Here is a 14,983-nt window from a genome sequence, read left to right as displayed (position 1 = left end):
GCGACCCGGGCATCCGCCTCGAGTCCGGTTCGACGACGTCCTCTGCGACCTTCGGCCGACCGCCGGATAAGCCCGTCACCTCGATACGGGCGGCGGAATCGGCCGGTCTTCGCGGGCACCGATGCTAGAAGGATATCAATTTACGCCGATTTCACCGCCTTGTCGGCAAGGTCCACGTCCGACCGCCGGACAGGGAGGAAATCGATAGTGCGTTCATTGAGACAGTGGGGGTGGGGTCTCGGCATCGCGACCGTCACCGCGGTGACCGCCTTCGGGGTGGCCTCGTGGCAGGCGTACGCGTCGCCGGGCACACCGTCCCCGTCAAGTCCGCCGCTGACGCTGCCCCGGGTGTCCGACCCGAAGGCCGGGCCCGAGCCGGCCGCCGGGACCGGAGACGATGCGCTGACCAGCGCCGAGGTCAGCAAGGCCCGCGCCGCCGCCGTCACCCCGCAGCTCGCCTCGGATGCCCGTGACGCGGCCGGAGCGGCCGGGCCGGAGTACCTGATGGCCGACCTCGACGAGGGCACCGGCCGGCAGGCCGAGTTGTACTACTACGACTACCGCACCGACAAGCTGATCAAGCAGGTCGTCGACGTGGCGACAGGCAAGCTCGTCAAGTCCTACTCCGCCAAGGGGATGCAGCCGCCGGCCTCGCCGCGGGAGGCTTCCGTGGCCTTCGACCTGCTGGTCGCCGACCCGCTGGGCGCCGATTTCAAGAAGGCCTACCACGACGCCACGGGCAAGGACCTCGCCGGCAAGGAGGGGCTCACCGTCACAGCTCACATCTACACCGCCAGGCCGGCCGACAAGGGCGCGCCTCAGTGCGGGGCCAAGCGGTGCGTGCAGCTCATCGTGCAGACCGCCGACGGTCACTTCATCAGCGTGAACGACCTGATCATCGACCTGTCCGGGCGCACGGTCGCCCGCCTCACGTGAACGGGGATCCCGGCCGCATGACGTACCGAAAGCCTGCCGGCGCCGCCGTGATGCTGGCCGTAGCCGCCCTGGGTCTGGCCGCACCGGCCCCGGCGCTCGCGGCGCCCGAGCCGTCACCCTGCGGCGCGGCGGCCATGGTCAAGGAGACGCTGCCCAACGGCACCACCTGGCAGCTCTGCTGGCGCATCAACGACCGGGCGGGACTGGTCCTGACCAACGTCTTCCTCTCCACCAAGCGTCAGCCCGAGCCGGTGCAGGTGCTCAACTCGATCCGGCTCGCCCAGCTCAACGTCCCGTACGACACCGGTGAGACCGAGTACAACGACCTCACCTCGTACGGCTTCGGCGGCTACGACATGGAGACGCTGACCGGGGACGACTGCAAGGGCGGCTCCGCGCGTACCGGATCGGACGGCGGTGAGGTCCCGCAGCAGCGCGAGCTGCTCTGTGTCAGCGCCGAGCCGGCCGGCCTGGCGAACCGCCTGCACGACTACGACTACAACGAGGAGACCGGGGAGGAGAAGGAGACCGTCTACTCCCAGCAGGGCCACGACCTGGTCCTGCGGACCATCAGCAAGGTCGGATGGTACGAGTACGTCTCCGAGTACCGCCTCGGTGACACCGGGCAGATCTCGGCCCGCCTCGGTGCGACCGGCGATCTGGCCCCGGGCGAGTACTCCGAGGCTGATCGCGGCTGGCCGATCGGCAAGCAGGCCCGCGACTACGCGTCCATGCACTACCACAGCGCGTTCTGGCGGGTCGACTTCAACATCGGCGGCCAGGGCGGTGAGACCGTCGAGCAGTACGACACGAAGCTCGACGGGCAGGGCACCATGGCCGCCAAACTGACCACCACGAAGAAGACGATCGCCAAGGAGGGCAGCTTCACCAAGACGGACCGCCGGTGGTGGCGCCTGGCCAGCAAGAAGAGCCTCAACGCCGACGGCCACCAGCGCTCGTACGAGCTGGGCCTGGGCGCCGACGACCCGTACGAGGGCCACCCCGAGACGCAGCCCGACGTGACCTTCACCCAGGCCGACCTGTGCGAGAAGTGGGCCAGCAGCAATGCCGCGGACCCGGAGTGCCCGCTGGACAAGAAGACGATCATCGACTTCGCCGCCGACAAGCAGAAGCTGGCCGACCCGGTGATGTGGGTCCGGGTGGGCTTCCACCACGTCCCCCGCGACGAGGACCAGAGTCCGATGCCGATGCACTGGCAGGGTTTCGACCTGCTCCCCCGCGACTTCACCGCGATCAACCCGATCGCCCCGGACGGCCGCGAGAACGTCAACGGCAATCCGGCCCCGGAGGAACCCTCCACGGAACCGTCCGCTCCGACGGACTGACCTGAAGCCGGCCCGGGTCGCGATGACCGGGCCGGCTCACCCTCGTACCGGAGGAAGTTCTCGTGGCTCTTCGCCGCCTCGCCGTCGTGCTGGTCCTGGCCCTCACCGGCCTGACCGTGTCCGTTCTGACCGGCCGCGCGGACAAGCCGGTCCCCCGGCAGCCGGTCTCGGCATCCGTCGTGGCGCCTTCCGGCGCCGACGTGCACTACGCGCAGATGATGGTGGACCATCACGAGCAAGCGGTACGGATGAGCCACACGCTCATCGCCAAGGCGCAGGTCCCGGAGCGGATCCGCCGGATAGCCGACTTCGTGGCCCACGATCAGCAACGTGAGATCGACGAGACGAACGCCTGGCTGACCGCGTGGGGATCACCGCCGCCGAGCCCGGGCCCGGGGCACGGCATGCTGACCGAGGCGCAGCTGGCCGGGCTCGACCGGGCCGGCACCCAGGAGGCCCCGGCCCTGTTCCTGCGCCTGATGATCGAGCACCACGAAGGCGCGATCACCATGTCCCGGTCCCTGCTCGACGGCCCCGCCGGCAACGTCTACGTCCACGGCCTGGCCAAGCACGTCATCAACGAACAGTCCGCGGAGATCGACGCCATGCGGGCGCTGCTGGCAGGCGGTTGACGGCACCGACCGGCCATCGTCTCAGGCGTGACGGACCGCGATGACCAGGCCTACACGGTGAGGCGCAGATCGGCCCACACGCGCTTCCCGATCTCGGTGTGCTGCCGTTGGACGCCCCATCGGTCGGCTATCGCCTCGATCAGACGCATGCCGCGCCCGTTGGGCCGGTCGACGCGGGGTGCCCGGATCGCGGGCCCGCGCGGATCGTTGTCGGCGGCGATCAGGCGCAGATGGTCACCGGTGTTGGACAATTGCGCCTCGCACAGCCCTCCGCCGTGCCGGACGGCGTTGCTGAGCAGCTCCGTGAAGACCAGGTCCACGTCGTCGTACAGGTCGCGGCGGGGTTGATCCGTCAGGATCTCCGGCAGCATGCGCCGAGCCCAGTTGCGCCCTTCGGTACTGATGGTGGCGGCCCGGGGGTGCGGCGGTCGCCAGGTGGCGCACCGCTGATCGCCGGTCTCCGGCGCCGGAGGTGCAGCGGTGACCGTCGCTATGCGGGAGGCGTCGAGTGCCTCGGCGGCCGATCGGGCGAACTGCTCGGCGGCCAGCACATCTTGCGGGGTGAACGGCTCGCGGGTGTCGAGCTCACGCAGCAGTGTCATGGCGCCCAGCACCGCGCCGGTCGAGGTGTACAGGGGCACGACGATGGAACTGGTGATGCCCAGGCGGCGGAACTGGGCCACTTGCTGCGGATCGGTGACCGCGGCATGCACCATCGTCGGTGCGACGTGAGGCATGTAGCGGGTCTTCCCGGTGGCGGTGACCCGTCCCGCGCCGTAGACGTCGCCGGTGCGTACCGGTCTCTCGGCGGCCCACTGCCGGATGATCGGCTCACGCTCGGCGTCGCGGTGACGCAGCGTGACCATTTCCAGCAGCTCGCCGTCGACCGGCTGGGCCAGGCCGAGCTCGGCCAAGGGAACAGCCGCGCCGGCGCGCAGGGCCTCGACGACGGAGGCCCGCACGTGTACGGCACACCAGTCCGCCAGCACGGGGACAAGTTCGTCGCCCAAACCGTCCGCGGTGGTGAACCAGTCGGCGGACGTCGGGAGCCGTTGCCCGGTGGGAAGGTCCATGCCCTTGCCTTTCGGCCAGGCGGCCGAGGCTTGCAGACAACTTCGGTCGCGGTTCGCGGCCCTATGCTGACACGCGCCGGCGATCTCGGGTCAACGAGGGGAGAGCTGCGCGGTACGGGCAGGGACCGCCGCACGACGGAAACGTTGCGTTCTGTGCCGGCGAAATATTGCGGCCGAAAAGGTCAAGTTCTCGCCGTCGCCGTCGATCGAGTGGCTGCAAACCTGACGACGAGATGACGGCCCCTCCCCCGGCCGCGCACCGGCGTCAACTGAAGGAGTGACCGATGCGGGCGAGAACCAAAGGCAGAACCGCAGCCACCGGGCTGGCAGCGCTGCTCACGCTCGGCGCCACTGTCGCCACAGCGACCCCGGCCGCAGCGAGCCGCGCAGCAGCCACGGCCGTCGAGGTGACCGATGAGTCAGTCGTGCCGGTGGTGGTGCGCGCCGACTCGCGCGCATCGATGACGGCCGCCAGCACGGTGGTGCGGCGCAGCGGCGGCACAGTGCGACAGGATCTGGCTCTGATCCAGGGCTTCTCGGCCACCGTGCCGGCCGCCGCGGTGGGCCGGCTGAGCGCCCTCCCCGGTGTACGGGTCAGCCGCGACGCCGCCGTACGGATGAAGGGCATGAACAGCTGGGCCGACCAGGTCGGCATCACCATGCTGGCTCCCGTCATCAAGGCCGCGGGAGGCGACAAGGCCGACAAGGCCAACCCTGATGACGGCATCGCGGCGACCGGATCGGTCCTCACCGGCGCCGGCGTCGGTGTCGCTCTGATCGACTCCGGAGTCGCGCCGGTGAAGGGGCTCTACAACGTGGGCCAGGTCGTCTACGGCCCCGACCTGTCGTTCGAGTCGCAGAGCGACAACCTGCGCAACCTCGACACCTACGGCCACGGCACCCACATGGCCGGCATCATCGCCGGCAGCGATCCCACCAGCAGCGGACTGCACGGCATGGCACCCGGTGCGAAGATCATCAGCTTGAAGGTCGCCACGGCCGACGGCGCCACCGACGTCTCGCAGGTCATCGCCGCCATCGACTGGGTGGTGGCGCACCGCGGCGACCCCGGGCTCAACATCCGCGTCCTCAACCTGTCCTTCGGGACCGACTCGGTGCAGCCGGCCGCGCTGGACCCGCTGTCGTTCGCCGTCGAGCAGGCCTGGAACAAGGGCATCGTGACGGTGGTCGCGGCCGGCAACGACGGCTTCGCCGCCGGCAACCTGACCATGCCGGCCGCCAACCCGAAGGTGATCGCGGTGGGCGCCGCCGACCCGATGGGTACGGAGGCCCGCGGCGACGACACGGTCGCCGCGTTCACCAACCGCGGCAACGCCGCACGGCACCCCGACGTCCTCGCTGCCGGCCGATCGCTCGTGTCGCTGCGGGCTCCCGGCTCCTACATCGACCGCACCTACCCCAGCGCCCGGATCTCGGCCACGCTGGATCCGGAACAGCGGCTGTTCCGCGGCAGCGGCACCTCGCAGGCCGCCGCGGTCGTCTCCGGCGCCGTGGCGCTGCTGCTGCAGCAGCGCCCCGCCTTGACGCCCGATCAGGTCAAGAAGCTGCTGATGTCCACCGCCGCGCCGATCAAGAACGGTGACCCGTACGCCGCCGGCGCCGGCCAGATCGACGTCGTCAAAGCCGCAGCCACGAAGACACCGGCCTACCAGCAGACCACCACCGCCGCCACCGGCCTGGGCAAGCTCGAAGCCGCACGCGGCTCGGCGCACATCTACGACTCCGTCACCGGCGCCGCGCTGGCCGGGGAAGCGGACATCTTCGGCAAGCCGTGGGTCGCGACGACATGGACTGCCGCGTCCAAGTCCCAGCGCAGCTGGACCGGCGGCACCTGGAACGGTTCCGCCTGGACCGGCACCGCCTGGGGCACCGCCGTGGTCGGCCAGCAGACCTGGGCCCCGGTGACCTGGAACGGGCGATCCTGGTCCGGCGCAAGCTGGACCGGGAGAAGCTGGTCCAGCGCGGTGTGGACCGGGCGCAGCTGGTCGTCCGACACCTGGCTCGGCCGGTCCTGGAGCGGTCGTAGCTGGTCCTCGGCCGGCTGGCCCGGCGAGCCCTGGCAGTAGTACGGCGAGTCACACCACGCCAGACCGGAAGACCGGGGATGCGGCTACCGGACGACGCCACCGTGCTGCTCGCCGCACGCAACTCCGCTTTCGGCACCAAGCTCCGACCTGGCCCTCTGGTAACGGACATCGGCCGTCGTCCTGCGGACTTGACAGTGCGCCGCGACGGACGATGAAAGAGTGTCCGAGACGGCTGGGCCGGAGCTCAGGCTACCGGCTTGCCCGGACGAGGCCGTCCGTCGAGGAAGGCCAGCAAGGTTCGGCTGTAGACCTGCGGTTGCTCGGAGACCAGGGCATGCCCGGCGGCCGCGACCGTGACGAGCTCAGCATCAGGCAGCAGATCTCGGTACTCCCGGGCGATCGGCGCAGGCACGAAGTCGCAGCTCCCCCGCATGATCAGGGCCGGTGCCCCCGCTCGGCGCAGCGCGGGCCGCGGATCGGGAATGGCGGCGAAGTCGGCGACGGTCAGCTGATTGACGTAGAACCCCTGGTGATTGCCGTGCACCGGGCCGGGTGCTACTCCGGGGCAGGTGCCCGCGTCCTTGCCGATGACGGCGAACCGGTGCATGAGCTCGTCGGCCTCGTCGTCGCCGACCAGACGGTGCGCGGCGTTGGGATCGATGCTCTGCAGGACACTCTGAGCGATCACGCGCGGGCTGCTGAACACCTCGTCGCGTTGACGAAGCTGCTCCGGCGACGCGTGCGCCCAGATGTCCCCGGTGCCGCCGCCGGGCCAGGCCGCCGGCCAGATCGGGCCAGGGCTGGTGAACACCGCCTTGTGCACGCGGTCCGGGTGCGCCGCCAGATACTGGGCTGCGAGCGAGGCGCCCCAGGATCGGCCCACCAGGATCAACCGGTCGGTGCCGAGCTGCGCGCGGATGGCTTCCAGGTCGGCCACCTGGCGGGCGACGGTGTACCCGGTGACGTCACGCAGCCGGGTGGAGCGGCCGGCGCCGAGCTGGTCGTAGGCGTAGACGTCGAAGCCGTCCGCGGCCAGGTCCGCAGCGACCGCGGGCAGGCCTTCACCGGGCGTTCCCGGCCCACCGTGCAGGAACACGACGGGATACGGCTTCGCCGGACCCGCCGCCGGCCGGTGCACGTAGGCGATGCGGGAGCCGGTCGTCAGCTGCCAGTAGCTGATCGGGTACGGCGGGGTTCCGGCGGCCGGTCGCGGGCCGGGCACCAGGACTGTCAGCGAGAACAGCGTGCCGACCGCGACCGCGGTGAGCACGGTGAAGCCGGCCGCGTACCGGTGGCGGTGCGTGCGGCGGGCCAGCGCCCAGCCGGGTCCGGCGAAGGCGTAGGTCACCAACGCGGTGGTCGCCAGCCCGCCGGCGCAGAGCAGCCGCGGGTCGGGCGTCAGAAATGCCGTGAGGAAGAACGCCGCCACACCGGCGACGCCGGCCACGACGGGTCCGATGATCAACAGCAGGACGGCGCCGAGACGGCGCAAGGGGTGGGTCATGACGTCAGCGTCACAGCGGGCCGGGCGCCGGGCAGCGCCCGCGCGACGGGACTTGCGGTATCGGAACATCCGCCTGTCCGGGGATGACACCCCCGCCGTACGGCGCCGGGGCGATCAGCCGGTCCCGGGGCGGACCAGCCCTCCCTCGTACGCGGCGATGGTCGCCTGCACGCGGTCGCGGACCCGCAGTTTGGCCAGCACCGCGGCGACGTGGTCCTTCACCGTCGCCGCGCTGATCCGCAGCTCCGCGGCGATCTCGGCGTTCGACAGTCCTCGGGCCACCAGGGTGAGGACCTGACTCTCGCGGGCGGTCAGGCCACTGAGCCGGGCCGTGTCGGCGGGGTCGGGTGCTGGGGTGAATCGGTCGACGAGGCGGCGGGTGAGCGCGGCGTCGAGCAGGGCGCCGCCGGTGACCGCGGTCCGCACCGCGGTCACCAGTTGTTCGGGTTCGGTGTCCTTGAGCAGGAATCCGCAGGCGCCGGCACGGAGCGCGGTGTAGACGTACTCGTCCAGGCCGAAGGTGGTGAGCATGATGATCCGGGTCGCCGGCCGCCCGGCGTGCACTGCCGCGGCCACCGCGACACCGTCCAGACCGGGCATCCGGATGTCCAACACCGCCACGTCAGGGCTCGTCTCGTGCACCAGGCGCAGCGCCGCTTGGCCGTCGGCGGCCTGACCGACGACGGTGATGTCCGGTTCGGCCTCGAGGATCGCGGCGATACCGGCGCGCACCACCGACTGGTCATCGGCGACCACGGTCCGGATCACTGCGGCGCGTTCGGGAGCCATACCCGGACGCTACCGCGGCCCGGGTCGCCGGCGAGGTTGCCGTCCGCGTCGGTCACCAGCCGCCGCAGCCGCCGCACGGCCGGCGGATCGAGCGACCGTCCCCGCCGCACCGTCAGGTCGACGCCGTCGGTACCCAGCTCCAGAAGCAGCTGGGCACCGTCACCCAGCAGCATGGCCGCAGTGCGGTACGCGACGACTTCCGCCGCGGCCGAAGGGGCGTGCGGAGAGCCGGTCACGGTGCACGCGGCGCGATGGCGTGCGGCCAGCGCGTGCAGCCCGGCGAGCCCCGGCGGCGGTTCCCGGTCGTCCGGCGGCGGGGCCTGGACCACCTCCCGCAGTGCGGTGAGGGCTGCCCTCGCGGCGGTGACGACGCCGCTGAGATCGGTCGCGTCGGCAGCGGTCACGACTTCCCGGGCCCGTCGACGGGCATCGCCGCGCAGCCGCTCGGCCAGTTGCCGGCGAGCCTGGCGAGTGGCGTCGTCGGCACGATCGCGTTCCCTCATCAGGCTTCGGGCGGCCGAATCGGCCCGGCGCCGGCGCCGGGCCCGGACGAGCAGTCCGGCTCCCCACACCGCTGTCGCCGGTGCCAGCACCACGCCGGCCAGAACCGCGGCGGCGGCCGGCCGACTGCCCTCGATACCCGGAGCCGCCGCCAGGGCGGTCCCGCCGAGTGTCGCCAGCGCTGCCGGCGCCCACCAGCTGCGCCACCCGCCCGCTCCGTACGCCGCGACCGAGTACACCAGCACGAGCTCGATCCACCAGGAGCCGAGGAACAGCGACGTACTCTCCGGCCCGCGCCATGCTGCCGAGATGGTGATCCAGACACTCAGCACAGCGATCGCCACCGTCGTCGCCCGGGCCGGCCGGGTCCTGCGCCACGCCACCGTCGACGCGTGAGCGAGGAGCGCGAGCAGCAGAAAGGCCGCCGGGCCCGGCTGCGCCAGGAGGTCGGTGTCGTCCGCGGCCGGCAGCAGGACGACGCTCAGCGAGGTGCCGGCGGCCAGCACGACCAACGCCCGGTCACGGACGACAGTTCGCCCGCGGCGAGGACCCGCGAGCGCTGCGTCCGACGCCGGCAGCGGCAGCGGCACATCGGCTCGTACTCGCCATCCTGTGCGGTAAGGGGCCGCCGTCACCGTCCCGCCCATGGTCCTGGCTCTCGCGGCCAGCCCGGCGAGTCCGTTCCCGCCCCCCAGCCCTTCCACGGAGGCTGCGCCACCGCTGTCGACGACCACGATCCGCAGGCGGTCCCGGTCGGCGGCGACGCGGACGCGCACCGCCGCTGTCGACGCGTAACGGCTGATGTTGGTGAGAGCTTCGCGCACGACGGCGTAGGCGAAGGCCTCGGCTTCCCGGTGCAGCCGCGGACCGGTACGCACGAAGTCGCCGGCCCCGGACGCGGCGACCAGTTCCTCGATCCGCTCCTCGGCATCCGGCCCGGGCTGCTCCAGTGACACCAGCTGGTCAAGTTCGTCGACGGCTTGCCGGCCCGCCTCCGCTGCGTACGCTGCCGCCTCCGCGCGGCGCAGCGGCTCGCCCAGCCGTAGCCCCGCGGCCGCCGCCACCGCGATGCCGGTCAACCGGTGCGCCGCCACGTCGTGCAGCTCAGCTGCGAGCCGGCGCCGTTCGGCCGCCGCCATCCACTCCGGTACGGCGGTTACGGAACGCTGGTACGTCCGCTCGGCACGTCGCCGCGCCCGCCGGGACCGGTGGCCGAGCCCGACCGCCCAGACCAGCGCACACGCCGCCCCGAGGAACAGGCCGATACCGAGGGCGGTGCGTGGTGGCGCTCCGCGCCCGGCCATCAGCACGGTGAAGATCACCGGAACCACACAGGCCGCGACCGCGGACGCCGTTCGTGACACCCGCGCGGTCAGGGCGAACAGAGTCACGACGACGGCCAGCGGCCCGGCGACCGCGTCGGCGGGCCGCACGCCGCCGTCCCCCAGCAGCGCGATTCCCGCCACTGTGCTGGTCACCGCCGCCGCGAGCGCAACCACCGGCACAGCTCGGCACACCACCACGGCCGCCGCGGCGAGGAAGCCGAGCAGGGTCACCGGCCACAGCGCCGCGGCGTCGACGGTCTCGCCGAGCCACGACGGCCCCAGCGGCCACCACAGAACCTGTGCGAGCACGACACCCGCACCCGACCAGGCCTCGGGCCGGCCCACTCCCCGCCACGGCTCCGTCTCCATGGCATCGCAGCGTACGGCTCGGCCGGGCGTTCGTCGTTCCGCCGGAAGTCGGCCCATGACCCCGCCGCGCGGCGGGGGTCAGGCCGGTCCGGTCCGGCCTCCGGACCGAGGTGCCGACCGGGTACGGGCACCTAGCGTCGGTGCGAACCGCCGCCCTTCGAGTAAGGAACCACCGCATGCGCCTCGGCCCGTTCACCGCGATGTCAGCTGTCCTGGCGACAGGTATGTCCCTGTGCCTGCCCGTCCCGGCCGAGGCGGGGCCGATGCCGGCGGTTACGCCGCCGTTGGACCCGACGGCGGTCCGCGCGTTCATCGACCGGACCGTACCGGCGCAGCTGGCGAAGTGGCACATACCTGGCGCCGCCGTCAGCGTGGTCTCGGCCGGCCGCCCACTGATGGCGGCCGGCTACGGCGTCACCGACCTGACCAGCACGCGGCCCGTGGATCCGGGAAACACCGCGATGGAACTGGGCTCGGTGGCGAAGGTCTTCACCGCTGTGGCCGTCCTGCAACAGGTCGAACGCGGCACCCTGGACCTCGACACCGACGTCAACCGCTATCTGCGCCGGTTCGCCGTCGCCGACACGTACCCCGGTCGCCCGGTCACGCTGGCGCATCTGCTCACCCATACCTCCGGGTTCCAGACCTTCACCGTGGGCATCGCGGCGGACGAGCCGGTACCGGCCGGGGATCTCGAGGCCTGGCTGGCGGCTCACCAGCCACGTCGCGTCCGGCCGCCGGGCCTGCTACCCGCCTACGACAACTACGGCGTCGCGCTGGCCGGGCATCTGGTCGAGCTGGCGTCGGGCGAGGACTTCGCCGGGTACGTCGACCGGCACATCCTGCGGCCGCTGGCGATGAGCGGCACCTCGTTCGCCCAGCCGTTGCCACCGCGGCTGGAAACCGGCCGGGCCACCGGCCACCGCTACCGGGGCGGACGCCAGGTGGTGGCCCGGGCCCGGTTCGGGCCACTCGTTCCCGCCGGGTCGGGACCGGTGACGACGGCGGCGGACATGGCCCGCTTCGCCGCCGCCCAGTTCGGCACAGCGACATCCGCACCGATCCTCAGCCGCGCCATGCTCGAACTGCTGCAGCGCCGCCGGTTCGCGGTGGACGACCGGCTCTCCGGCATGGCTCTGATCTTCGAGGAGCACCGGCACGGCAGCGACCGGATCCTGCTCAAGGACGGCACCACGACGGGCTTCCACGGCAAACTGGTTGTGGTGCCCGAGCGCGGCGTCGCACTGTACGTCTCGTACAACGGTCTGGGTGATGCCGGAGGTGCCCACCTCGCCGGCGCCCAGCTCGTCAGCTCGTTCCTGGACACCTTTCTCCCGTCGACCGCCGCACCGGCCGTCACCGTCACGGCGCCGGCCGACCGGTACGCCGGCACCTACCGCACCACCCGGACCCCCGCCGACATCACCCGCATCCAGGCGCTGTTCGACAACGTGACCGTCACGGCCCGCCCCGACGGCACCCTGAAGGTCTCCGGTGTGCCGACCCCCGACCCGGCCCAGGCGTCACGCCGGTGGCGCCCGATCGGCGACGGCCTCTTTGCGGACATGGCCGGCGCCGACCGCATCGCGTTTCACCGCGATCGGGCGGGACACCTCACCATGGTCGCCGGCCAGGAACCCAGCGAGGCCTACGAACGGCTCGGCCCGCTGGACTCCCCCGAGCGCGATCTGGGACTGCTGCTGACCGCCTGGGCGATCGCCGCGGTGACCGTCCTCGCCGTTCCTGGCCGCGTCGGCGTCCGGAGGATCGCCGGGCGATACCGGCGGGCCCGGCTTGACGGGCGCAGCGCGTCCCTGGGCCTGATCTGGGGCTCCGCGGTCGGCACGGTGGCCACCGCAGTGGTCCTGATCCTGCTGCTCGGTGACGACTCCTACGAGGCTCTGGTGACAGGGCGATCGCCGCTGCTGGTGACGCTGAAACTGCTGACGCCGGTAACCGCGGCTCTCGCTCTCGGCGCCACCTGTGGCCTGGTGCCGGCCTGGCGGCGACGTTGGTGGGGGCTGCCGACGCGGCTCGTCCTGACGCTCGCCGCGGCGGCTCCGGCGGTCGCGGTGCTGGTGATCAGCCGGTACGGGACAGGCCCCTGGTGAGACCGCGCCCTCAACGCCGAAGATCAGCGTATCTCGCCGCCGTCCTGCCGGACGTCGACCCGGTCGACACGTGGACTGGTGCCGTCCACGTATGGACCGTACATCGGTGTCGCTTGGGCCGGCGACGGCAATACAACGGACCCGCGCTCGGCGTCAGAAGAGGAAGACGGACGTCGATAGGGGTACGATACTTAATCGATGAGCATCAGTGGCCAGCATCGCAGCGTGCCCCAGAGACGCCTACTCGTAGTGGCCGGCCTGGCGCTCCTCATCGCGGTGTCCGGGACGGCGGCTTTTCCCCATCTCGTCGCGGCCAGCGCCGCTCCCGCGACCCTGACAGCGCTGCGGGCTTTGATCGTTCTCTGCTTCGCGGCGGCCCTGCTCCTAGCGGTAGTGGCCATCGTCAGGCGACTCGTACGCTGAACCCGCCCGAGCAGTCGGCGACTGCTGACATTTGAAGCGGCAAATGAGTGCGTAGAAAAATTCTCGAGCGCCAACGGCGTCGTCGGATGGGATGACGGATCGATCGGGTGACATCGCGGCGTTCCGGGCGCGCGGACGCAGGTCTCCGGCCGTCGGCGTTACGGTGCGTATCAACCGGAGAACGGCCATGAGAGCGGTCGGAGTGAGCGCAGGTTATCGAACGGCTGTCGTCCTCGCGACCGTGACGGCAGTGCTGGGTGCGGCGGTTACCTTCGCGCTGCGCATGAACTCGGCCGATGACCGGCGGTACGCGGCTGAGAGAAGGATGGACGGCACGACTCAGAGGCTCATGCAGATGGTGAACGACGAGGTTCGGCGCTACCAGGAGATCACCGGGTGGATCGCTGCGTCGTTCGGAAGCCACTCCAAGCTCGACGCAGCTACTTTCGTGCGCGTCACCGCGCCGTTCGAAACGGCCGTTCTGCCGGCCGCGTCGTCGATCGCCTTCATCGTCCGCGCCGACCGGAACGTTCAGGCTGCGCAGCACTCGTGGCGTTCCCGGGGCTCCCGACACCTTGTCCTGCGGGGGCATCCTGACAGAGCCGAGCACGCATTCGCGGTCCTCCGGACGAGCCTGTCGGGTCCCGGAGCCACCGGCGACGACATGGCGGGCGTGCCCGGCGGGATGCAAAGCCTTGCGGAGGCCGCGAGCACCGACTCGACGGTCGTCACCGGGTCTTATGCGACGGCGGGACCCGCCCGCAGGGCTATCGGCATCATTGCGCCGGTGCGACGCTTCGAGGAGGGCCGCGGGACGTTGACGGGCTGGATATGGCTCGAGCTCGTACCGCAGGCGCTGCTCAAGCAGATGGCGTCCATCACTTACGACCAGGTCGGCGCCACGCTGAGCGACTTCTCGGGCGGACTCGGGATGGTCGAAGGTGTCAGCACGGACGGCAAGTCGGCGGTCTGGCGGCGAACAGCCTCGTTTCCCGTGGCGAACAAAGTGTGGACGATAAGCCTGGCGACAACCGAAGATGCGATGTACGTCGATGACGGCGCGGATCTGCGGTTCCTCCTCGGGGCCGGAGCTGTGATTTCGTTCCTTCTCGCGGCATTCGTCTTCACCCTCGCCGCGGGGCGGAGCCGGGCCCGGATGGCGGCGGATGTCCTGCGGCGCAGCGAATCGATGCTGCAGCACCAGAAGTCGGAGCTGGCGGCTTTCGCGGGCGTGGTGGCACACGACTTGAAGGGTCCGCTGGCCGGTGTGGCCGCCAACGCGGAGGTGCTGCGGCACGGACTGGCAGGCGGAGGCGAGCCGGGCGTCCTTCAGCCGGCGCTCGGCAAGGTGATTGCCAGTGTCGTGCGGATGGGCGGCCTCATTGACGACCTGCTGGCCTATGCCGCGGCGCGCGATGCCGCCGTCCACCTTGTTGATGTCGACCTTCGTGCGCTGGTGGAACACGTCGCCACCGACCATCGGGACGCAGCTGTCACCAACGACGCGCAGTTGCCGCAGATCGAGATCGATATTGAACATACGGTCATGGCCGACCTCCCGATGCTCCGGCAACTGCTCGACAACCTCATCGGAAACGCGGTGAAGTACGCGATACCGGGCTGCGTCCCGCAGATCGCCGTCACCACCCGCCTCGAGGCGGACGCCGGCAAGGTGCACGTCATGGTCGCCGACAGGGGAAGGGGCATTCCCACTGGGCAGCACAAGAAGGTGTTCGATGCCTTCTACCGTGCGCACGACCACGCAAGTGTGCCGGGCACCGGATTGGGCTTGGCCATCTGCCGGCGCATCGCGGAGCGTCATGGCACCAGCCTCAAGGTCCGGGATGCCCCCGGAGGCGGTGCCGAGTTCAGCTTCGTGTTGACATCGGGCTTCGGCGTCGACCGCACACTTCGGAGAGAGTGATC

General features: G+C 71.1%; 10 protein-coding genes. 6 read left to right on the top strand and 4 right to left on the bottom strand.

Going from position 1 to position 14,983, the window contains the following annotated elements; all coding sequences use genetic code 11:
• The first annotated feature begins 216 nt into the window (after positions 1-216).
• The 3 genes from ACWEOZ_RS11020 (at position 217) to ACWEOZ_RS11010 (ending at position 2,914) form a co-directional block, all read left to right on the top strand.
• Positions 217-936: a hypothetical protein gene (locus tag ACWEOZ_RS11020; RefSeq protein WP_451910557.1), complete on the top strand. Its 720-nt coding sequence runs from the start codon at positions 217-219 to the stop codon at positions 934-936.
• 17 nt (positions 937-953) lie between these two features.
• A complete protein-coding gene (locus ACWEOZ_RS11015) occupies positions 954-2,282 on the top strand; it encodes a copper amine oxidase (protein WP_451910556.1) in 1,329 nt (442 codons plus the stop codon).
• Positions 2,283-2,344: 62 nt separating this feature from the next.
• Positions 2,345-2,914, top strand: a complete 570-nt coding sequence (locus ACWEOZ_RS11010; RefSeq protein ID WP_451910555.1) for a DUF305 domain-containing protein — start codon at positions 2,345-2,347, stop codon at positions 2,912-2,914.
• A 50-nt stretch (positions 2,915-2,964) separates the two neighbouring features.
• Here the strand turns inward: ACWEOZ_RS11010 and ACWEOZ_RS11005 are convergent, their stop codons facing one another.
• Positions 2,965-3,987 carry a GAF domain-containing protein gene (locus tag ACWEOZ_RS11005; protein WP_451910554.1) on the bottom strand — a complete coding sequence of 341 codons (1,023 nt, stop codon included), beginning with the start codon at positions 3,985-3,987 and terminating at the stop codon, positions 2,965-2,967.
• Positions 3,988-4,271: 284 nt separating this feature from the next.
• Between ACWEOZ_RS11005 and ACWEOZ_RS11000 the strand changes: the two genes are divergently transcribed.
• Positions 4,272-6,074, top strand: a complete 1,803-nt coding sequence (locus tag ACWEOZ_RS11000; protein ID WP_451910553.1) for a S8 family serine peptidase — start codon at positions 4,272-4,274, stop codon at positions 6,072-6,074.
• A 205-nt stretch (positions 6,075-6,279) separates the two neighbouring features.
• Here the strand turns inward: ACWEOZ_RS11000 and ACWEOZ_RS10995 are convergent, their stop codons facing one another.
• The 3 genes from ACWEOZ_RS10995 to ACWEOZ_RS10985 all read right to left on the bottom strand — a co-directional run bounded on the left by ACWEOZ_RS10995 (position 6,280) and on the right by ACWEOZ_RS10985 (position 10,523).
• On the bottom strand, positions 6,280-7,539 hold the full coding sequence (locus ACWEOZ_RS10995; RefSeq protein ID WP_451910552.1) for an alpha/beta fold hydrolase: 1,260 nt from the start codon (positions 7,537-7,539) through the stop codon (positions 6,280-6,282).
• A gap of 114 nt (positions 7,540-7,653) precedes the next feature.
• Positions 7,654-8,328 carry a response regulator gene (locus ACWEOZ_RS10990; RefSeq protein ID WP_451910551.1) on the bottom strand — a complete coding sequence of 225 codons (675 nt, stop codon included), beginning with the start codon at positions 8,326-8,328 and terminating at the stop codon, positions 7,654-7,656.
• A complete protein-coding gene (locus ACWEOZ_RS10985) occupies positions 8,304-10,523 on the bottom strand; it encodes a DUF7134 domain-containing protein (RefSeq protein WP_451910550.1) in 2,220 nt (739 codons plus the stop codon). The genes ACWEOZ_RS10990 and ACWEOZ_RS10985 overlap by 25 nt, the downstream gene beginning before the upstream one ends.
• Positions 10,524-10,699: 176 nt before the next feature.
• Here ACWEOZ_RS10985 and ACWEOZ_RS10980 point away from each other — a divergent pair, with 176 nt between their 5' ends.
• Together ACWEOZ_RS10980 and ACWEOZ_RS10975 are read left to right on the top strand one after the other, a co-directional pair.
• Complete coding sequence (locus ACWEOZ_RS10980; protein ID WP_451910549.1) at positions 10,700-12,634, top strand: serine hydrolase domain-containing protein; 1,935 nt, start codon at positions 10,700-10,702, stop codon at positions 12,632-12,634.
• 664 nt (positions 12,635-13,298) lie between these two features.
• Positions 13,299-14,981 (top strand): sensor histidine kinase, encoded by a 1,683-nt coding sequence (locus tag ACWEOZ_RS10975; protein ID WP_451910548.1) that lies wholly within the window; start codon positions 13,299-13,301, stop codon positions 14,979-14,981.
• Positions 14,982-14,983 lie beyond the last annotated feature (2 nt).

Source organism: Actinoplanes sp. NPDC004185, assembly GCF_053603475.1.
This window is presented reverse-complemented; position numbering and strand designations above follow the sequence as displayed.